Source organism: Pedococcus sp. P2_D9, from assembly GCF_056404275.1.
On the sequence record NZ_JBFUEI010000004.1, the window covers coordinates 567939 to 588774 of the forward strand.

Genomic DNA, 20836 nt, shown 5'->3' on the forward strand with positions numbered 1-20836 from the left:
TCCTTGAGTCATGTGGCCGGGTCGGCTGGGCGGGTTGCCCTGGACGTGTCCATGCCGTGAACCGGTCAGCAGTCAAGTGTGCCAGAGAGCGGCGCACATCTCCTAAACGGTGGACAGGGTGCCGACATTCCCCGTCGGCAGGGCCACCCGGATGACGGTGCCCTCGCCCTCGACCGAGTCGATGGACAGCTCGCCACCGTGGCCCTCGACGATGGCCCGCACGATTGCCAGCCCCAGACCCGTGCCGGGGATCGCGGCGGCTGTGGCGTTCGAGGCGCGGAAGAAGCGGCCGAACAGCTGCGGCAGGTCCCCCTCGGGGATGCCGATGCCGGTGTCGGCCACCGTGACGACGACGCGACCGTTGGCTTCCGCTGCGCCGATGGTTGCCTGCCCGCCGGACCTGGTGAACTTGACCGCGTTCGACCCGAGGTTGATGAGGCTGCGCTCCAGCTGACCCCGGTCGACCCGGATCAGGAGCTGGGGGTCGATGGGTTCGACGACCAGCGTGACGCCGGCCGCGTCGGCCACGGGGCGCAGCATGTCGGCGACGTCCGCCACCAGCTCGTCCACGGCGACTTCCTCGACCGAGGACTGCAACCCGGTGGCCTCGATCTTGTTGAGCACGAGGAGGTCCTCGATGAGGCCGCGCAACCTGCTGGCGTTGCGTCCGATGATGTCGAGGGCACCACGTTGTGCCGTGGAGAGGTCGCCGAAGTCACCGTCCTCGAGGAGCTCGAGGTAGCCGTTGATGGAGGTCAGCGGCGTCCGCAGCTCGTGGGACACGGTGGCCATGAAGTCGGTCTTCTGCCGGTCGAGTGCGGTGAGCTGGTCGACCTGCGCCTCGCGCATCTCGCGCAGCCGAAGGTCGACGATGGACTGGGCGACGTAGCCCGCACACTGCTGGACTGCCTGGATCTCGTAGCGGCGCCAGCGCCTCGGGGTGTCGACCGTCATCAGGGACAACACGCCCAGGCCCTGCTCGCCGATGCCCACGGGCACCATGAGGAGCGACTTGGCGCCGGTGGCGCGGTAGAACCGCCCGGCGCGGTCCTGTGTCTGGACCTCTGCGTGGAGGAAGTCCGAGAGGACGAACACGGTGGCTTCGCGGCGCAGCTCGTCCCCGACTTCCTTGACCTCGCCGGCGAGGGATGGTGGCAGCGCCCCGAGGTCGGGCAGGTCGTCACGGTGCCACTGGGTCCGCTGGTCGATCACCCCCGACTCGTCGTGGGTGTAGAGCATGATCCGGTCGACGGACAGGCCCTGCCCGAGCATCGCGCAGACGGTGTGCAGGGCGGAGTCGATGTCCGGCGCCCCGTGCACCACCCGGGCGACGTCGAGCACCAGCTGGTGGGCGAGCAGGACGACCGACTGCTGCTCCTGGAGCACCTGGTTGGAGCGGGTCAGTCCGTTGAAGTCGGCAGCCAGTCCGCGAACTTCCGCGGCGCCGGTTTCGACGTCGGCCAGGGCGTCGCGGTCACCGTCACGCTGGCGCTCGACGACCGATCGCAACCGCTCCAGCGGGCCGCTGACCGATCGCTCCAGCAGCCGCCACCCACCGAGCACGATGGCCATGGCCAGCACCATGGTGCCGGCCGCGATCGCCACGATCCTCTGGACCGAGTCCCGCGCGCCCTCCCGAGCCGCGTCCCGCTCGAGTCGGATTTCCTCGTGCAGACCCCGGTTGCTGGCGCGGAACTGCCGGAACCGGTCGATCGCGTCGGCCTCGAGGACGCTGCGCGCCGACGGGGTGCCCTGCGCGCCGACCTCGGCTGCCCGCGCCGCCTTGAACCACGCGTCGACGGCAGCGCGCTGAGTGCCCAGCAACGCGGCATACGTCGAGCGGGTCTCGGCGCGGATCGTCGGGGACCTCAGGGCGCGCTCGATGGTGGCGAGGTCCGCGGAGACCGGCTCGCGCTTGAGGTCGTAGCGCGTCAGCGGGGCGGAGCCGCCGATCAGCTGGCTCCACCCGGCGTTGGCCTCGGTCATCTCGATGAGGACGGCGTTGTTGGCGTCGAAGGCGGGGCCGTAGGACAGCGTCAGCGCCTGGACGTCGCGACTCTGGCTGGTGATGTTCGAGAGCGACGCGATCGCGACGATGGGGAACAACAGGACCAGCGAGAGCCCGAGGACCCTGAGCTGTCCGGAGACCGAACGGCTGCCGAGCTTGGTCACTCGCCCGCCTCGCCGAAGCCGGTGCGGGTCATCACACCCCACACCTGCTTCTTGCGCCGCAAGCTCGCCCACCAGCCCTCGAGGCGCCACCACACGGTGAGCTGGCGGTAGCCGACGTTCTCCAGCACCGACGCGACCAGGGTGAGCCCGAGGTCGCGCCACCGTTCGTGACGGTGGAACGACCACTCCTCGGCGGCCATGGCCGACAGCGTCACGAGGACCGCGAGACCGTAGGCCAGCGCGAGGAACAGCAGCGCGTAGGGGATGTTGACCACGCCGAGGACCAGCGCGAGCGGCACGATGATGATGCCAAAGAACTCCAGCAGCGGGGCGAAGAGCTCGAAGACCCAGTAGTAGGGCAACGCGATCAGGCCGACCTTGCCGTAGCGGGGCCGCAGCAGCATGCCGCGGTAGGCCCACAGGGTCTCCCACAGCCCGCGGTGCCAGCGTCGCCGTTGGTTGCGCAGCACCGAGAAGGTCGAGGGGACCTCGGTCCACAGGACCGGCTCCGGGACGAACCCGACGCGGTAGTCGCGTTTCTCGTCGTGCAGCTTGCGGTGGATGCGCAGGACCAGCTCGAAGTCCTCACCGATGCTGTCGGGGTCGAGCCCACCGACCTCGACGACGACGTCGCGGCGGAACAGGCCGAACGCCCCGCTGATCAGGATGAGGGCCCCGAAACGCGACCACCCGGTCCGGCCGAGCAGGAACGCGCGGAGGTACTCGACCACCTGGATGCGGGCCAGCCACGGCTTCGGCATCTGGACCTTGACGATGCGCCCGGAGACGACCCGACTGCCGTTGACGGGCCGGATGGCACCCCCGGCCGCCACCATGCGGATCGGGTCGTCGGCGAATGGCTGCGTCACCCGGAGCAGGGCGTCGGGCTCGAGGATGGAGTCGGCGTCGATCATGGCGACGAGTGGTTCGGTGGCCGCGTTGAGGGCCACGTTGATCGCCTCGGACCGGCCGGAGTTCTCCTTGCGCACCACGAGCAGCCGGGTCCGACCGTCACGGGGCACGTGCACGTCGATGATCCGCGCCCGGATCGGGACGTCCTGCGGGATCTCGCGCGGGATGGGGACCAGGTCGAAGGCCGCGCGCAGTCGCTCGAAGGTCGCGTCGGAGCTGCCGTCGTCGACGACGACCACCTCGTGCCGGGGATAGCGCAGTGAGAGCAGCGCCTGCACCGAGGTCACGATGCCCATCTCCTCGTTGTGGGCCGGCACGAGGAGTGAGACCCCCGGGGTCAGCGCACCACCGAAGGTCTCGACCACGGCCTCGCGACGGCGGTGCTGGGCCCGGAAGTCGATGCTGGCCAGGACGATCAGCAGGAGGTAGGAGAGGTTGATGACCGCGAAGTAGACAAGGATCGGCACCGAGCTGAAGTCCATCACCCAGACCACCGCGGCCCGGAGGCCGTCGACGGAGCCCTCCCAGCTCACGCCGCGCTCCCCTTCAGGCGGGCCAGGGCCAGTGCCGTCTCGACAGACGCGTTGGTCGGCGCCGACTCGAGCACGGCACGCCCGGCCGGGCCCAGGGCAAGGAGCGAGGTGGCCGCCATCTCGGCCAACCGCGGATCCGGGTCGCCCAGCAGCTCGCCCAGACCGTCGACGGCAGAGGGTTCGCCGAGCTCACCCAAGGCCGCGGCGCAAGCCCGACGCAGTGATCGTGGCCGGTCCGCTGCGGTCTGGCGCAGGAGCCCCGCCACGTCCTCGGCCCGGCCCATCCGTCCGAGGGCGACCGCCGCCGCCTCACGCACGGTGTGGTCGTCGTCGCTCGCCAGGGCGACGCGCAGCGCGTCCAGGGACCGCGAGAAGCTGCCCTCCCCGCTGAGGTATGCCGCGACCGTGCGAGTGGTCGGGCTGCTCGCCGACAGGGCGTTCACCAGCGATCCGGAGATGCCGACCCCCATTCCTTCGAGGGCGTCAGCAGCGGGCCCGGCCGGGACCACGCGCTCGGCCCCGACGGCCACGAGCAGGGCGGCCGACGCCGTCGGCTCGCCGAGCCGGCCCAGGGCCCTGGTCGCGGCGACGCGGACCTCTGGCGCGGGGTCGCCGAGCGCCTGGACGAGCAGCGGCAGCGCCGTGCCCACATGGCACAGGCCGAGGATGTGCGCCGCCCGTGCCCGACGCAGGGTGCTGCGGTCGCGCAGGTCGTGGGGTGCGCGGTCCACGGCGCCATGGACGAGGAGCACCGACGCCAGCTCCTCTGCCGGGACCCCGCGCACCTTGCCCAGGAGCTCGAGGACGACGTCATCCACTGCCTCGCGGGCGGGACCGTCCACCTCCATGAGGGCGTCACGATGGCTCCCGTCATCGTCCTCACCGGAGGCGACAGCGAGCAGGTGCGCACGATGGGGTGCGACGAGCTCAGCGGTGCGTCGCTCGCGGACGGTGCGCGACACCTTGGTGAGCACGATGAGCAGCACCAGGGCAAGACAGGCCAGCAGGACCAGAGCTGAGGAGGCCCACAGCAGGTCGTGCCGGGTCACCGGACGCGCGCCAGGATCCCGTTGACCCGGTGCAACAGCTCTCGTGGACTGAATGGCTTGATGACGTAGTCGTCGGCGCCGACGGCGAAGCCGGTGTCGACGTCGCTGTCTCGCGACTTCGCGCTGAGCAACAGGACCGGGACGGTGGCGGCACCGCTGTCCCGGATCTTGCGCAGGACGTCGATGCCCGAGAGGCCGGGCATCATCACGTCGAGGATGACGAGCGCCGGCGCCTCGGCCTGGAACGCCTCCCAGGCGCTCAGTCCGTCGGGAACAGCCTGCACGGCATAACCGGCTTGGGTGAGTTTGAACTCGACGAGATCGCGAATATCCGGGTCGTCGTCAGCGACGAGCACTCGGATTGCCTCTGCCGCGGTCACTGCCATTCCCTTCGGTCGTCGTGCAGTTGGTGGTGCGCGTACCCATGCTAGGCCGTGAGACACGCAACTGGGGTCCGACACCACCTGGTGGCGGACCCCAGCCCGTTGTCGTGCCGTTTGTCGTGCCGGCTGTCGTGCCGGTTGTCAGGCCGGCTGTCGTGCCGACAAGTCCGGTCGGAGTCAGTCCTTGTCGCCGTCATCCAGGCGGATGGACGAGTTCTGCTGGACCTGGATGAGGAACTCCATGTTGCTCTTGGTCTTCTTGAGCCGGTCGATCAGGAGCTCGATCCCCTGCTGCTGGTCGAGCGCGGCCAAGACCCTCCGGAGCTTCCACATGATCTTGAGCTCGTCGCCCGACAGGAGGATCTCCTCCTTGCGGGTGCCTGAGTTGTTGATGTCGACCGCAGGGAAGATCCTGCGGTTGGCCAGACCACGGTCGAGCTTGAGCTCCATGTTCCCGGTGCCCTTGAACTCCTCGAAGATGACCTCGTCCATGCGGGACCCGGTCTCGACGAGGGCGGTCGCGAGGATCGTCAGCGAACCGCCGTTCTCGATGTTGCGCGCGGCCCCGAAGAACTTCTTCGGCGGGTAGAGCGCCGCGGAGTCGACACCACCGGACAGGATGCGCCCGCTAGCCGGGGCGGAGAGGTTGTAGGCGCGACCCAGCTTGGTGATCGAGTCGAGCAGCACGACCACGTCGTGGCCCATCTCGACGAGACGCTTGGCCCGCTCGATCGCGAGCTCGGCGACCGTCGTGTGGTCCTCGGCGGGTCGGTCGAAGGTCGAGGAGATGACCTCACCCTTGACCGCGCGCTGCATGTCGGTGACTTCCTCGGGACGCTCGTCCACGAGCACGACCATCAGGTGGCACTCGGGGTTGTTCGTCGTGATGGCGTTCGCGATGGCCTGCATGACCATCGTCTTGCCGGCCTTGGCCGGGGCGACGATGAGGCCGCGCTGGCCCTTGCCGATCGGCGCGACGAGGTCGATCACGCGGGTGGTGAGGATGCCCGGCTCGGTCTCGAGGCGCAGGCGCTGCTGGGGGTACAGCGGCGTGAGCTTGCCGAACTCGACCCGCTTGCGGGCATCGTCGGGGGTCATCCCGTTGACGGTGTCGAGGCGCACCAGCGCGTTGAACTTCTGCCGCTGGTTCTGCTGGGAGTCCTCGCGCTGGGCCTTCACGGCACCGGTGACCGCGTCACCCTTGCGCATGCCGTTCTTCTTGACCATGCCGAGCGGGACGTAGACGTCGCCGGGGCCCGGCAGGTAGCCGGAGGTGCGGACGAAGGCGTAGTTGTCGAGCACGTCGAGGATGCCCGCGACGGGCACGAGGACGTCGTCCTCCTCGACCATCGGCTCGTTCTCGTAGTCGCTGCCGTAGTCGCCGCGCTGCCCGCGCTTGTCACGGTTGCGGTTCCGGTTGCGGTTGCGGCGACGTCCGCCGCGGCCGTCGCCGTCGTCGTCGTAGCCCTGCTGGTCCTGCTGGCCCTGCTGACCCTGCTGACCCTGGTTGCGCTGGCCGCCCTGCTGGCCCTGACCGGCCGCCCCGCCCTGTTGGCGGCCACCCCGGTCGTCGCGGTCGTCGCGGTTGTCCCGGTTGTCCCGGTCGCCCTGGAAACGGTCGTCGCGGTTCTGTCGGTCGGCCTGCTGACGCTCGCGTCGGTCACCCTGGAAACGGTCGTCGCGGTTGTCGCGGGCCTGTGCTGCGTCCCGGTTCTGGTCCCGGTTCTGGTCCCGGTCCTGGTCGCGGTTCTGGTCACGGTTCTGGTCGCGGCCCACCTGGTCGCGGTCCGGTCCACGGTCCTGCTGGTCGCGGTCCGGTCCACGGTCCTGCTGGTCGCCGTCGCGCGCGCCTTCGCGGTTCTGGCGCTGAGCCTGCAGGCGCGCTGCCCGGTCGGCCCGGTTGCGGTTCGGGCGCTCGCCCTGTGGGCGCTCGTCCCGGTCGCCCTGCTCGCCCTGCTCGGCGCGGTCGCCCTGCTCGGCACGGTCGGCGCGGTCGCCCTGCTCGGCACGGTCGGCGCGGTCGGCGCGGTCGCCGCGCTCGGCACGGTCGCCGCGCGCGGTGCGGGACTGCGGGCCCGACTCCTGCCCTGACTGCTGCTCACTGCCGGCCTGCTGGTCGGTGGCGGGCGCCTCGGCCCGGGCCGGACGCTCCTGCTGCGGGGCGGTCCGGCGTGCCGGCGCTCCTGCTCCGGACTGGCGGTCCTTGATGGCGGTGACGAGGTCACCCTTGCGCATCTTGGCGGTGCCGGTGATGCCCATGCTGGCGGCCAGGCCCTGGAGCTCGGCAACCTTCATGGTGCTCAGTGCGCCGGAGCGGCGCGGCTTCTCGTCCTGCGAACCCGCAGAGTCGAGAGTGGTGGTGTCTGTCACGAAGGATCCTTCCCCCTCGTTCGCGGTCCGGTGTTCAGATCCCGGACCGGTGCTTGGGTCAGAAGTGCTGACCGATGGAGCCACATGCAGCACAGGGAGGCGTGGCAGCACGAAGGCCGCCGACATGTGGTGGGTGCAGTTCGCTGCTGGATGCGCAAGAGGAGGCATCGGCTGCGAGTGCGCACCCAATGTAACACCGTTGGCGCTTGCGTCAGTCCCGACTGCCCAGAATGTCCCCTCCGTGTCGCAGGCGCCTGACCTGCGCACCTGTCTCCGGGATGCCCGGGTCGAGGACCTGCCACGAGTCGCCAGCCTCCCCGGCGATGGCGGACACCCGGTCGTCGGTGGTGAGGACGAGCACCGAGGGTCCGGCCCCCGAGATCACGGCTGCGTGGCCGCGGTCGCGCAGCTCGTCGACGACGGCCATGGACGCCGGGAAGGAGTCCCTGCGCGCCTCCTGGTGCAGCCACTCCCGGGTCGCCGCCAGCAGGTATGCCGGCTGGCTGGTCAACGCCTGGACGAGCAGGGCCGCGCGGGCCGAGTTCAGGGCGGCGTCACCGTGCCGGATGTGGGTCGGCAGGACCGACCGTGCCTTCGCGGTGGACAGCTGGGCCGCGGGGACGAGCACCAGCGCACGCACGTCGCGATGGGGCTGGAGGCGAAGGGTCTGGGTGCCGCCCTCGGGCGAGTCGGCCCAGGACAGCGTGAGACCTCCGTACACCGACGCCGACGAGTTGTCCGGATGCCCTTCGAGGCGGGCCGCGAGGTCGTTGGTGAAGGTGAGGTCGGGCGGATCGGTGACCCCGCGGCATACGTCGTGAAGTGCTTGTGCCGCAACGATTCCGGTCACGATCGCCGTGGCGGAGGACCCCAGTCCGCGCCCGTGCGGCACCTCGTTGCGGCACTGCAGGTGCAGTCCGGCGGCAGGCTGGGTGCCGAGCTCCTCCCACGCCCGCAGCATGGCGCAGACGACCAGGTGGCTGGCATCGCGGGGGACCTCGTCGGCGCCCTCGCCCTCGACGTCGACCCGCACGCCTGGCTCGTCGGTCACGGTCGCGACGCAGGTGTCCCAGAGTCCGAGGGCCAGCCCGACCGAGTCGAAGCCCGGCCCCAGGTTCGCGCTGCTGGCCGGCACCCGCACCTGCACGGAGCTGCCGGCGAGGAGCTCGCCCATCAGTCCTGCAGCCCCAGGGCCTGCGCGGCCGTGAAGGCGTCCACCGGCACCCGCGTCGGGGTGACGTCGGAGCCGTCGGCGTTCCTGAGCGCCCACTGCGGGTCCTTCAACCCGTGCCCGGTGACCGTGCAGACGATGGTGGCACCGGCGGGGACGTGTCCGGCCTCGGCAGCCTGCAGGAGGCCGGCGACCGACGCCGCCGAGCCGGGCTCGACGAAGATGCCCTCGCGCGCCGAGAGGATCCGGTGCGCGCTGAGGATCTGCTCGTCGGTGACGGACTCGATGCGGCCGCCGGACTCGTCGCGGGCGGCCTCGGCCTGCTTCCACGACGCGGGGTTGCCGATGCGGATCGCCGTGGCGATCGTGTCGGGGTCGTCGACGGGATGTCCCAGGACGATGGGTGCGGCGCCGGCCGCCTGGAAGCCCCACATCTGCGGGAGCCTCGTCGCCGGGCCGGGCTGCTCGCTGCCGCGGTGGTACTCGCGGTAGCCCTTCCAGTAGGCGGTGATGTTGCCCGCGTTGCCCACCGGGAGGCAGTGGATGTCGGGGGCGTCGCCGAGCGCGTCAACGACCTCGAAGGAGGCGGTCTTCTGGCCCTCGATCCGCGCGGGGTTGACCGAGTTGACCAGCTCGACGGGATAGGACTCGGCCAGCTTGCGAGCCAGCGTGAGGCAGTCGTCGAAGTTGCCGTCCACCTGGAGCAGGGTCGCGCCGTGCGCGATCGCCTGGCTGAGCTTGCCCATGGCGATCTTGCCGTCGGGGACGAGCACCGCGCAGGCCATGCCCGCCTTGGTGGCATAGGCCGCCGCGCTGGCGCTGGTGTTGCCGGTCGACGCGCAGATCACGGCCTTGGCGCCGTGCTTTGCGGCCAGCGAGATCGCCGCCGTCATCCCCCGGTCCTTGAAGGACCCCGTCGGGTTCAGTCCCTCGTACTTCACGAAGACCTGTGCCCCGGTGAGCTCGGACAGGTGCTCCGCGGGGATCAGCGGCGTGCCGCCCTCCTGGAGCGTCACCACAGGTGCGCCCTGGAGCATCGGCAACCGATCGGCATACTCGCGGATCACCCCGCGCCACAGCCCGGCCATCACTCCCCCTCGACCCGCATGACCGACACGACCTCGCGGACGGTGTCGAGCCCGGCGAGGGCCTCGACGGTCGCCGCGAGGGCGGCGTCTGGGGCGATGTGCGTCACGACGATGAGGTTGGCGCGGGTCTCGGCGGCGTCGCCGTCGGGGCTGTCCGGGTCGGCGGCGATGAGGTGCTGGCGGACCGTCTCGATCGACACGCCGTGCTCGGCGAACGCCGTCGCGACCTGGGCGAGGACGCCCGGGCGGTCTGCCACGTCGAGGCTGATGTGGTACCTCGTGAGGGCCTGACCCATGTCGAGCACGGGCAGGTCGGCATAGGCCGACTCGCCGGGGCCACGACCGCCGCCGACGCGGTGCCGGGCCACGGCCACCACGTCACCGAGCACGGCGCTGGCGGTGGGGTCACCTCCGGCACCCTTGCCGTAGAACATCAGCTGGCCGGCCGCATCGGCCTCCACGAAGACCGCGTTGAAGGCATCGCGCACACCGCCGAGGGGGTGCGACCGAGGGATCATGGCCGGGTGGACCCGGACGCTGACGCCGGGCGCGAGCCTGCCGTCGGCGCCGACGACCTCGGTGCGCTCGCAGATCGCGAGAAGCTTGACGACACAGTCCATCTCGCGTGCGGCCTGGATGTCCGCAGCGGACACCTCGGTGATCCCCTCGCGGTAGACCTGGTCGCTGGAGACGCGCGTGTGGAAGGCGAGCGAGGCGAGGATGGCGGCCTTGGCGGCGGCGTCGAAGCCCTCGACGTCGGCTGTCGGGTCGGCCTCGGCATAGCCGAGCGCCTGCGCCTGCTCGACGGCCTCGGCAAACCCCATGCCCGTTGAGTCCATCTTGTCGAGGACGTAGTTGGTGGTGCCGTTGACGATGCCGAGCACCTTGCGCACGTCGTCGCCGGCGAGCGACTCGCGGATCGGCCGCAGGATCGGGATGGCCCCGGCGACCGCGGCCTCGTAGTAGAGGTCGACGCCGTGCTCTGCCGCGGCGGCGTACAGGGCGGGACCCGCCTCGGCCAGCAGCGCCTTGTTGGCGGACACCACGGAGGCGCCGTTCTTCATGGCCAGCTCGATGAGGGTCCTGGCCGGCTCGATGCCCCCGATCACCTCGATGACGATGTCGGCGGAGGTGATGATCGACTCGGCGTCGGTCGTGAAGAGGGCGGGATCGACGGGCAGGTCGGAGCGGTCCTTGCCGGCCCGGCGCACCGCGATGCCGATCAGCTCGAGGGGCCGACCCACACGGGCCGCGAGGTCGTCGGAGTGCTGCGTGAGCATCCGGGCCACGGACGAGCCGACGACACCGCACCCGAGCAGTGCCACCCTCAGCGGCCGCTCGGCCGTTGCCTGCTCGCTCTCACTCACGCTGACTTCCCTCACTGCGTGCTCCTCGCGCCCTGGTGGGCCTGCTGCTGGATCCAGGCCATCGTGCCCGGATCCCGGCCATCGTGCCGGTGTCCACGGTGTGGACGCTCATTGTTCCGTCATCCGGACGAACTGTCGCTGCCGCGTCCATCCGCGCCAATCCTTCGTCAGCCAACGTCCAGCGCCAGCAGATCCTCCACGGTCTCGCGGCGGACGAGGACCCGGGCCCGACCGTCGCGGACGGCGACCACCGGGGGTCGCGGGGTGTGGTTGTACTGGCTGGCCATGGAGCGGCAGTAGGCGCCCGTGCCGGGGACGGCGATCAGGTCGCCCGCGGTGATGTCGTCAGGCAGGTACTCGTCCATGACGACGATGTCGCCGCTCTCGCAGTGCTTGCCGACCACGCGGGCAAGCCGTGGCGCGGCGTCCGAGCGGCGGCTGGCCAGCGTGCAGGAGTAGTCGGCGTCATAGAGGGCGGTCCGGATGTTGTCGCTCATCCCGCCGTCGACCGAGACGTACGTGCGGGCCATCCCCCCGCCGAGATCGACGTCCTTGACCGTGCCGACCTCGTAGAGCGTGAAGGTGCTCGGGCCCACGATGGCGCGTCCCGGTTCGATCGAGATCCTCGGCGTGGGGGTGTCAGGACTCCCGTCGCCGACCGCCTTGAGCTCGCGCCGGACGAGGTCGGCCATCTGTTCACCCAGCTCGCGGGGTGACAGCGGGGTGTGTTCGGTGGTGTACGCGATCCCGTAGCCGCCACCGAGGTCCAGCTCGGGCAGGTGGAGGCCGTGCTCTCTCGCTACCTCGGCATGCAACCCGATCAGGCGCCGGGCCGAGACCTCGAAGCCTGCGGTGTCGAAGATCTGGCTGCCGATGTGGGAATGCAGTCCCAGGAGCTCGAGCCGGTCGCCGTGCGCGAGGATGCGGCTGACCGCCTCGGCAGCCTTGCCCCCCGCCAGGGAGAAGCCGAACTTCTGGTCCTCGTGGGCGGTGGCGATGAACTCGTGGGTGTGCGCCTCGACCCCGACCGTGACGCGCACCATGACGGGGGCCCGGACGCCGAGCTCGCCGGCGACGTCGGCGACGCGGTCGATCTCCTCGAACGAGTCGACGACGATCCGTCCCACGCCGTAGTCCAGTGCTTGGCGGATCTCGGCCACCGACTTGTTGTTGCCGTGCAACCCGATCCGCTCCGCAGGGAAGCCCGCCCGCTGCGCCACCGCCAGCTCACCACCCGAGCAGACGTCGAGGCACAGGCCCTCGTCGGCCACCCACCGTGCCACCTCGGTACACAGGAACGCCTTGCCGGCATAGAACACGTCGACCCCGCCGAGCTCCGCGAACGGCTCGGCGAACTCGTCGCGGAAGGCCCGCGCCCGGGCGCGGAAGTCCTCCTCGTCGACGACGTATGCCGCGGTGCCGAACTCGCGCGCGATGCTCACCACGTCGAGCCCACCGACGGTCAGCCGGCCCTGCGCATCACGACCGATCGTCTGTGGCCAGAGCTGCGGCAGCAGCTCCATGACGTCGGTGGGCCACGGCAGCCAGTGCGGCGGTCCGCCGTATCCCTCGGCGTGGAGGGCTCCAGCCTCGTGAGCGCGCATGGGCTACATCCTGTCGGGTGCGGAGACCCCCAGGAGGTCCAGTCCGTTGGCCAAGACCTGGCGGGTGGCGTCGTTGAGCCACAGCCGGGTGCGGTGGACGTCGGTGAGCTCCTCGTCGGCGGTCATCGGCCGCACGCGGCACGTGTCGTACCACTTGTGGAAGTGCCCCGCGAGGTCCTCGAGGTAGCGGGCGACCCGGTGCGGCTCACGCAGGTGGGCTGCGTGGGCCACGACCCGCGGGAAGTCGCCGAGGATCGCCAGCAGCGACGCCTCGGTCGGGTCGGTCAGCAGGGACGGGTCGAACCCGTCCTGCCGCAGCACCCCGTCCTCGTTGGCGAGCCGCGCCACGTTGGAGGTCCTGGCGTGGGCGTACTGCACGTAGAACACGGGGTTGTCGTTGGTCTGCTTGCGCAGCTCCTCCCCCTCGAGCGACAGCGGGCTGTCGGCGGGGTAGCGGGCGAGGGAGTAGCGGATCGAGTCGGTCCCGATCCAGTTGATCAGGTCGCGCAGCTCGATGATGTTGCCGGCCCGCTTGGACAGCTTGGCGCCGCCGAGGTTGACCAGCTGGCCGATCTGGACCTCGATGTTGTGCTCTTTGTCGTCGCCCGCGCAGGCCGCGATCGCCTTGAGCCGATTGATGTAGCCGTGGTGGTCGGCGCCCAGCAGGTAGATCTTCTCGTCGAAGCCGCGGTCCTTCTTGCTCAGGTAGTAGGCGGCATCCGCGGCGAAGTACGTGGGCTCCCCGTTGGCGCGCACGAGCACGCGGTCCTTGTCGTCGCCGAAGTCCGTGGTGCGCAGCCAGATGGCACCGTCCTTGTCGAAGACGTGCCCTTGTTCGCGCAGGCGATCCACGGCCCGCTCCACCGCACCCGAAGCGTGCAGCTCGGCCTCGGAGAACCACACGTCGAACGTGACGCCGAAGTCGGTGAGGGTGTCCTGGATGTCCTTGAGCTGGGCCCGGTAGGCCACGGCCCGGGTCACGGCCAACGCCTCGTCCTCGGGCAGCTCGAGCAGGTCCGGCTGGGCTGCGAGCACCTGCGCCGCGAGGTCGTCGACATAGGCGCCGGGATAACCACCCTCAGGGGTCGGCTCCCCCTTGGCCCGCGCCAGCACCGACCCGGCGAACTTGTCCATCTGCGCCCCGGCGTCGTTGATGTAGTACTCGGCCTTGACGTCGGCCCCGGAGGCCAGCAGCAGCCGGTGCATCGAGTCACCGAGGGCGGCCCAGCGGGTGTGACCGAGGTGCAGCGGCCCCGTGGGGTTCGCCGAGATGTACTCGAGGTTGATGACGTGGCCCGCCTCGGAGTCGTTGCGGCCGTAGGCCTGACCGGCCTCGACGATGGACCGGGCGAGCTCGCCGGCCGATGACGCGTCGAGCGTGATGTTGAGGAAACCGGGGCCGGCGATGTCGACGGCCTTCACGCCGGCCACCTGGCCGAGGCGCTCGGCGAGCGGGGTGGCCACGTCTCGCGGCGGCATACCCGCGCCCTTGGCGAGCTGGAGCGCGATGTTGGTGGACCAGTCCCCGTGGTCGCGGTTGCGGGGTCGCTCCACGCGAACCTCCGCCGGCACGTCCACGCGGAGGTCGCCGGCGGCGACGGCTTCGACCAGGGCGGCGCGGATGGCTGCGGAGAGCTCTTCGGGAGTCACCCGCGCAAGTCTAGGGCGCGGGCTGGTGTGCCCTGCCCTCGGCCATGAAGCCGCCGACGAGCTTCATGAGGTAGTCCGGGTCGAACGGTTTGGACACGAACGCGTCGAGCCCCGACCCCTCGGCCTGCACCCGGTCGTGCTGCTGGACGGAAGCCGTCACCATGATGACCGGGACGTTGGCCAGGCGGGGGTCCGCGCGGATCTGGGAGATCGCCCACCAGCCGTCGCGAGGACTCATCTGGGCATCGAGGGTGATGACTCCGGGTACGTCCGTGCGCGCGCGCAGCTCGTCMACCAGCTGCGCACCGTCAGCCGCCTCGCGGACGTCGTAGCCCTCGAGCTCGAGGTTGACCCGTATGAGGCGCCTGATCTGCTCTGTGTCGTCGCAGACGTACACCAGTCCCCCTGGTTCCATGGGGCCCACCCTAGGCTGCTAACCTCGGCTCGCGCCTCCCTCGCGGGGCGCACGTGTCCGCCCCCGTAGCTCAGGGGATAGAGCACCGCCCTCCGGAGGCGGTGGCGCAGGTTCGAATCCTGCCGGGGGCACACAGGTCGAGAGGCCCGGAACGAATGTCCAGCCCATCGCTGGACGTCAGTTCCGGGCCTCTCGTCATGGGCCCGCGCGTCAGACCAGGTGTGCCGCGAGCCTGGCCAGCAGCCCGGCCCGTCTCGCTGCGTTGTAGTAGTCACGCTTGGTCATCTCCACGTACTTCCAGCCGTCGTCCTCGAGCAGCAGCCGTCGCGAGATGTCGTCATCTCCACGGCGGAACGACTCGAAGTGGTCGCTGCCCTGGTACTCGGCCAGGACGCGCCGCTCACGCCAGACGAAATCGGCCCGGCACAGAAAGCCACCACCGGGGTGGGTGATCACGGCGTTGAGCTCCGGCTCCGGCAGGCCGGCCCGATGGAAGACCAGTCGACAACGGGACTCCATGGGTGAGTCAGAGCCGACCCGGACCAGTCCGAGGGCTGCCCTGAGCGCGACGGCGCCCCTCGGCCGTACCCGCCGCAGGAGCGCATCGCGCAGCGGCGTCACGTCTGCGAGCCGCCGCGCCACGGCGTCGCCAACCACCACCAGGTCATCCAGCTCGAGGGTCTCGCCCACGTCGCACCACGTGTCCTCGAGCGAGGTGAGGAGCAGGCCGTGGTTCCTGGTGGTCGCCCGGGACTCCAATCCGCGCCTTCCGACGCAGCCGCGCCGGCGGACCCGCGCCACCGAGGTCGCCCGCATGGCGTCGATCGGACCGTCCTCCAGCTCACGCGGCAGAGGGAGCCCCCACAACCGGGCAGCCGTGAGGTGGGAGAAGGCAACATCGGAGGGGAGCGCGACTCGGGTCGCGACGACCCGGTCCCGGAAGGTCTCGGGCGTCGCCAGGGAGCGGACTCCGTGCGTGGGTCGACTCACGTCCGGCCCTCCGAGGCGACTCGCCCCGAGGCCCGCCGCCCTGGCCTGGGCCACCGTGAAGGCTCCACCCCGCAGGGCCACGGGGATGGGGATGCGCGGCATGCGTTCAGGGTGCGGTATGCCGCGTGCCTTCGTGCCTCGTCATCCACAGATACCTCGCGAGAGGCCACAAATCGACGGCCGACCGGCTCAGGAGAGTGAGTTCCTGACCACTCGACCGGGCAGGTGGAGGTCAGCGCTGGGAGGCGTCGGTGACCTCGCCGACCAGCTCCTCGATGACGTCCTCGAGGAAGACCACACCGATGTCACGGCCCTCGGGGTCGACCACCCGCGCGAGGTGCGCGCCGGTGCGCTGCATCGTGCGGAGCACCTCCTCGACCTCGTCGGCGGCCTGCACCGTCGCGAGCTTGCGGACCCGCTTCACCGGGACGGCGATGTCGCGTTCGGTGTCGTCGGCGTAGAGCACGTCCTTGAGGTGGAGGTAGCCGGTGAGCTCTCCGGCCCGGTTCAGCAGGGGGTAGCGCGAGAAGCCCCGCTTGGCGACGAGTCGCTCGACGTCGTCAGGGGTTGCCGTCAACGGCAGCGTCACCAGGTCCTCCAGCGCCACGGCGACGTCCACCGCGTCCTTGTCGCTGAACTCCAGGGCAGCGCCGACCAGGCCGTGCTGGCCCTCCTCGATCAGCCCCTCGTGCCTGCTCTCGGCCAGGATGTGCTCGACCTCCTCGACCGTGAACGCCGACGTGATCTCGTCCTTGGGCTCAACGCCGAACAGTCGCACCAGCGACTTCGCGATGGCCTCCATGACCCAGATGATCGGACGCAGCGCCTTGGTGACGAACAGCAGGACGGGCACGAGGATCAGTGCCGAGCGCTCGGGTCCGGCCAGCGCGAGGTTCTTGGGGATCATCTCGCCGACCACGACGTGCAGGTAGACGACGACCAGCAGGGCCAGGGCGAGGGCCACGCCGTCGGTGACCCCGTCGGGCAGGGACAGGTGGTGGACGACGGGTTCGAGGGCATGGTGGAGGGCAGACTCGGAGATGGCGCCCAGGAGCACCGAGCACACCGTGATGCCGAGCTGGGCACAGGCCAGGAGCGATCCCATCTGCTCGAGGGCGTCGAGGCAGACCTGGGCCCGGCGCGACCCCGAGGCGGCGAGGGGTTCGAGGGTGGAGCGTCGAGCCGACATCGCGGCGAACTCCGCACCCACGAAGAAGGCGTTCAGCAGGAGCAGCAGGATGGTGACCCAGACGGCGCCGGTGCTCACGACTCCACCTGGCTGTCGCCGACCGGACGTGCTTCGCCGCGAGAGCCAGCGTCGGCACTGCCCTCGACCTCGCCGTCGGCACCACCCTCGGTGGTCGCCAGCGGGACGAACCGCAGCCGGTCGGCCCGCATGCCGTCCATGGCGAGGACCGTGATCTCCCAGCCGGGGATCCGCACGGTGTCACCGACCACGGGGATCCGGCCGAGCTCGGCCATGACGAAGCCACCGGTCGTCTCATAGGCAGGTCCGTCCGGGACCACCGCTCCCAGGCGTTCGCGCACCTCGTCTGGTCGCCACAGCCCGGGCACCGTCCACGACCCGTCGGTGAACTCGCGGCCGGTCGTGCGGAAGACGTCGTGCTCGTCGGACACCTCGCCGACGATCTCCTCGACGACGTCCTCCAACGTGACGATGCCGGCCGTCCCGCCGTACTCGTCGACGACGATGGCCAGCTGGAGTCCGTGCTCGCGCAGCATCAGCAGCAGCGGGTCGAGCCGGATCGTCTCCGGCACGAGCAGCGGCGGCACCATCAGCGCCGACACGGGCACGTCGTCACGCCGTTCGTGCGGCACGGCGATGGCGCGCTTGACGTGCACGACGCCGTCGATGTCGTCCCAGTCCTCGCCGGTGACGGGGAAACGCGAGTGGCCCGTGCGCCGGGCCAGCCGCACCACGTCCTCGGCGGTGGCGGTGCGCTCGATCGACGAGGCCCTGGCCCTCGGGCTCATCACGTCGGCGGCGGTCTGCTCACCGAAGTCCAGCGACTTGGTGACCAGCCGCGCGGTGCCCGGGTCGAGCGTCCCCGCCTGGGCGGAGCGTCGCACCAGCGACGCGAGCTCCTGTGGTGTGCGGGCACCGGACAGCTCCTCGCGAGGTGTGATGCCCAGCGCGCGCAGGAACAGGTTGGCCGAGCCGTTGAGCACGAAGATCAGGGGGCGGGCCACCAGCGCGAACCCCCGCACCGGCATCGCCACGATCTTGGCCGTGGCCAGTGGCGCGGAGATGCCGAGGAACTGCGGGAGGAGCTCACCGAACACCATCGAGAACAGCGTCGCGATCAGCAGCGCCAGTCCGGCGGCCACCGAGTCGAGCGTCGAACCGCTCAGCCCCAACGCTTTCAGCGGCGTCTCGAGCAGCGCACCGAGCGAGGGTGTCGCGAGGAACCCGAGGACCAGCGTGGTCAGCGTGATGCCGACCTGGGCCGCTGAGAGCTGGGTCGAGAGCCGTCGCAGCGACCCGAGGACCACCTCGGCTCGCGCGTCCCCCGCGTCCACCGCCTTCTGCACCGTCGGCCGGTCGAGGGCGACCAGGGAGAACTCCGTGGCCACGAAGATGGCTGTGCCGATCGTCAAACCCACGCCGGTCAGGACCAGCAACCATTCGGTCATAGTGCGGACATCCTAAGGTCCGGGCCGCGTCCCAGCCGACTCGCCGGCGACGGCGGGGTATGCCGCGGGGCCGGCCCCGCGGCATACCTCACGCGGGGGCGCGGGGCCCGGCAACGCGTCGACCCGACAACCCGGTTGACCCTCCCCCCACGTCAGTTGGCAGGATGAGCGCATGCCACTCAACCCGGGGGAACGATGACCACGACCACAGCGAGCAGGCCTAGCGACGGCACCCGCATCGAGGTGCGCGACCTGACCAAGCGGTTCGGCACCTTCACCGCCGTCGACAACCTGTCCTTCAGCGTCGAGCCCGGCCGGATCACCGGCTTCCTCGGGCCCAACGGCGCGGGCAAGACCACCACGCTGCGCATGCTGCTCGGCCTCGTGAAGCCGTCGAGCGGCGCGGCGACGATCGGCGGCCTCGCCTACCACGACATCACCCAGCCGATGGCGGTCGTCGGCTCGGCGCTGGAGGCCACCAACTTCCACCCGGGCCGCACCGGACGCGACCACCTGCGGGTGCTGGCTGACACCGCCGGGGTGGGGGCCCAGAGGGTCGACGAGATGCTCGAGCTCGTCGGCATCCCGGCAGCGGCGCGGAAGCGCGCCGGCGGCTACTCCATGGGCATGCGCCAGCGGCTCGGCCTCGCGGCCGCGATGCTCGGCGACCCCCAGGTGCTGATCCTCGACGAACCCGCCAACGGCCTCGACCCCGAGGGCATCCGCTGGCTGCGCGGGTTCCTGCGCCACCTGTCCGCCCAGGGCAAGACGGTGCTCATCTCCAGCCACATGCTGCAGGAGGTCGAGCAGACGGTCGACGACGTGGTCATCATCAACAACGGCAAGCTGGTCAAGCAGGGCGCGATGGCGGACCTGCACGGCGAGGCCCACGCGATCGTGCGCACCACCGACCTCGACGCGCTCGCGGGAGCCCTGCGCGTCGCCGACGTGACCAGCGAGGTCAAGGACGGCGCCCTGCTCGCCGAGACCCACGACCTGCGCCTCATCGGCGACGTGGCGCTGCGAGCCGGGCTCCCCGTCTACGAGCTCCGCCAGGCCACGACCGACCTCGAGGCGCTGTTCTTCGAGCTGACCGAAGGCACCAACCGCAACCTCGGCGACGGCGCGTCGATCGGACAGGGCGCCGCGACCGAGCGAGATGCCATCACCGGAGAGGAAGGGGCGAACGGATGACCGCCGCGATCCGCGCAGAGTTCCGCAAGTTCTTCACGACCCGGATGTGGTGGGGCCTGGCCATCGCCATGTTCCTCGCCGGAGCCGGCCTCGCCGTGCTGTTCGGATTCCTGTTCACCCAGGCTCCCGACCCCAGCGTCCCGGCCGGTCAGGGCCCGCCCACGGGCACGCCCGAGCAGATCGCCAACAGCGTCTACACCAGCGGCCTGAGCATCGGCTACCTGCTCACCCTGACGATCGGCGTCCTCCAGATCGGCAGCGAGTACCGCCACAAGACCATCACCAGCACGTTCCTGGGCACGCCCAAGCGGGCCAGGGTGATGGGCGCCAAGGTCATCGCGCTGCTCGGCATCGGCGCCATCTACGGCCTCATCTCGTTGGCCGGGTCGATCATCGCCGGCGCCATCGTGCTCAATGCCCGGGGATTCGCGCCGTTCCCGACCGGTGGGGTCTTCCGGACGCTGGCCCTGAGCCTGCTGGTCCTCGGGCTGTGGGCGCTGATCGGACTCGGGGCGGGAATCCTCATCCCCAACCAGGTCGCCGCCCTGCTGATCTCGATCGGTGTCGCGTGGATCGTCGAGCCGCTGGCCGGCTTCGGGCTCAGCTTCTGGGACTGGGGTCGCGACCACATCGTCCAGTACCTGCCGTCCGCAGCCACGCAGGCCATGGTCAACGGCGTGACCCAGGGTGGGGAGAACGCCGTGAAGCCGCTCGCGTGGTGGGCCGGTGCCCTCGTGCTGGCCGCCTACGCCGCGGTGCTGGCCGGGTTCGGCTCCTGGCGCACGGTGCGCAGCGACATCAGCTAGACCACGCAGGTATGCCGCGGGGCCGGTTCCCACCACGGGAGCCGGCCCCGCGGCATACCCGCCGCTGGTCGACGGGCGGTCGTTCGGGCGCGTGGTGACGAGCCCATCGGAAAGTCTTGCCCGCCTCCGCACGGCACGGCGGGCGGGGCTAGGCTGGGAACACCCATTGCCCGTCATTGTCGACGCTACGAAAGAGGCGTATCCGCCGTGCCCGACCAGTCCCCGACCAACGACCCCATGTCGGCCTTCGGGCCGAACGAGTGGCTCGTGGACGAGCTGTATGAGCAGTACAAGAACGACAAGAACTCCGTCGACAAGGTGTGGTGGTCCCTGTTCGAGGACTACCAGCCCGGTGCGGGCTACCAGCCGGGCGACGACACCGCGAACGGATCCGGGCCCAACGGGTCCCCGGCGTCGGCTCCGGCAGCTCCCGCCGCCCAGGCGCCCACCGCGCCCGCCGCGCCCGCTGCCCAGGCT

Annotated in this window: 17 protein-coding genes and 1 tRNA gene; 4 read left to right on the plus strand and 14 right to left on the minus strand. The window is 70.6% G+C overall.

The features are described from left to right. Positions 1-102: 102 nt before the first annotated feature. The 11 genes from AC1DXJ_RS10050 to AC1DXJ_RS10100 form a co-directional block, all read right to left on the minus strand. The gene (locus AC1DXJ_RS10050) at positions 103-2172 is read right to left on the minus strand and encodes a sensor histidine kinase (protein ID WP_477636874.1); all 2070 of its coding nucleotides are present in this window, start codon (positions 2170-2172) and stop codon (positions 103-105) included. Next, a complete protein-coding gene (locus AC1DXJ_RS10055; protein WP_477615592.1) occupies positions 2169-3617 on the minus strand; it encodes a glycosyltransferase family 2 protein in 1449 nt (482 codons plus the stop codon). Before AC1DXJ_RS10055 ends, AC1DXJ_RS10050 begins: the two co-directional genes overlap by 4 nt. After that, positions 3614-4666: a HEAT repeat domain-containing protein gene (locus AC1DXJ_RS10060; RefSeq protein WP_477615593.1), complete on the minus strand. Its 1053-nt coding sequence runs from the start codon at positions 4664-4666 to the stop codon at positions 3614-3616. The genes AC1DXJ_RS10055 and AC1DXJ_RS10060 overlap by 4 nt, the downstream gene beginning before the upstream one ends. Further along, a complete protein-coding gene (locus tag AC1DXJ_RS10065; protein WP_477615594.1) occupies positions 4663-5046 on the minus strand; it encodes a response regulator transcription factor in 384 nt (127 codons plus the stop codon). Before AC1DXJ_RS10065 ends, AC1DXJ_RS10060 begins: the two co-directional genes overlap by 4 nt. A gap of 180 nt (positions 5047-5226) precedes the next feature. Beyond that, on the minus strand, positions 5227-7344 hold the full coding sequence (gene rho / locus AC1DXJ_RS10070; RefSeq protein ID WP_477615616.1) for a transcription termination factor Rho: 2118 nt from the start codon (positions 7342-7344) through the stop codon (positions 5227-5229). A 286-nt stretch (positions 7345-7630) separates the two neighbouring features. Then, positions 7631-8593, minus strand: coding sequence for a homoserine kinase (gene thrB / locus AC1DXJ_RS10075; protein ID WP_477615595.1), 963 nt, complete (start codon positions 8591-8593; stop codon positions 7631-7633). After that, entirely contained in the window at positions 8593-9678 is a 1086-nt protein-coding gene (gene thrC / locus AC1DXJ_RS10080; protein WP_477615596.1) for a threonine synthase, read from the minus strand. The genes thrB and thrC overlap by 1 nt, the downstream gene beginning before the upstream one ends. Continuing rightward, positions 9678-11045, minus strand: a complete 1368-nt coding sequence (locus AC1DXJ_RS10085; RefSeq protein WP_477615597.1) for a homoserine dehydrogenase — start codon at positions 11043-11045, stop codon at positions 9678-9680. The genes thrC and AC1DXJ_RS10085 overlap by 1 nt, the downstream gene beginning before the upstream one ends. Positions 11046-11212: 167 nt before the next feature. Then, entirely contained in the window at positions 11213-12649 is a 1437-nt protein-coding gene (lysA, locus tag AC1DXJ_RS10090) for a diaminopimelate decarboxylase (protein ID WP_477615598.1), read from the minus strand. Between the two features lie 3 nt (positions 12650-12652). After that, positions 12653-14299 carry an arginine--tRNA ligase gene (argS, locus tag AC1DXJ_RS10095; RefSeq protein WP_477615599.1) on the minus strand — a complete coding sequence of 549 codons (1647 nt, stop codon included), beginning with the start codon at positions 14297-14299 and terminating at the stop codon, positions 12653-12655. A gap of 10 nt (positions 14300-14309) precedes the next feature. Continuing rightward, the gene (locus tag AC1DXJ_RS10100; protein WP_477615600.1) at positions 14310-14714 is read right to left on the minus strand and encodes a response regulator; all 405 of its coding nucleotides are present in this window, start codon (positions 14712-14714) and stop codon (positions 14310-14312) included. 59 nt (positions 14715-14773) lie between these two features. Between AC1DXJ_RS10100 and AC1DXJ_RS10105 the strand changes: the two genes are divergently transcribed. Further along, positions 14774-14845, plus strand: a tRNA-Arg gene (locus AC1DXJ_RS10105). 79 nt (positions 14846-14924) lie between these two features. Here the strand turns inward: AC1DXJ_RS10105 and AC1DXJ_RS10110 are convergent. From AC1DXJ_RS10110 to AC1DXJ_RS10120, 3 genes are all read right to left on the minus strand, one after another. Next, positions 14925-15806, minus strand: coding sequence for a hypothetical protein (locus tag AC1DXJ_RS10110; protein WP_477636875.1), 882 nt, complete (start codon positions 15804-15806; stop codon positions 14925-14927). Positions 15807-15936: 130 nt separating this feature from the next. Further along, positions 15937-16971 (minus strand): hemolysin family protein, encoded by a 1035-nt coding sequence (locus AC1DXJ_RS10115; protein ID WP_477615602.1) that lies wholly within the window; start codon positions 16969-16971, stop codon positions 15937-15939. Then, complete coding sequence (locus tag AC1DXJ_RS10120) at positions 16968-18359, minus strand: hemolysin family protein (RefSeq protein WP_477615603.1); 1392 nt, start codon at positions 18357-18359, stop codon at positions 16968-16970. The genes AC1DXJ_RS10115 and AC1DXJ_RS10120 overlap by 4 nt, the downstream gene beginning before the upstream one ends. 195 nt (positions 18360-18554) lie before the next feature. On the opposite strand from AC1DXJ_RS10120, the gene AC1DXJ_RS10125 reads away from it, so the two are divergent. The 3 genes from AC1DXJ_RS10125 to AC1DXJ_RS10135 form a co-directional block, all read left to right on the plus strand. Further along, positions 18555-19553 (plus strand): ABC transporter ATP-binding protein, encoded by a 999-nt coding sequence (locus AC1DXJ_RS10125; RefSeq protein ID WP_477615604.1) that lies wholly within the window; start codon positions 18555-18557, stop codon positions 19551-19553. Further along, complete coding sequence (locus AC1DXJ_RS10130; RefSeq protein WP_477615605.1) at positions 19550-20359, plus strand: ABC transporter permease; 810 nt, start codon at positions 19550-19552, stop codon at positions 20357-20359. The genes AC1DXJ_RS10125 and AC1DXJ_RS10130 overlap by 4 nt, the downstream gene beginning before the upstream one ends. A 237-nt stretch (positions 20360-20596) precedes the next feature. Further along, a partial coding sequence (locus tag AC1DXJ_RS10135) for a 2-oxoglutarate dehydrogenase E1 subunit family protein (protein WP_477615617.1) occupies positions 20597-20836 on the plus strand: 240 nt, incomplete at its 3' end.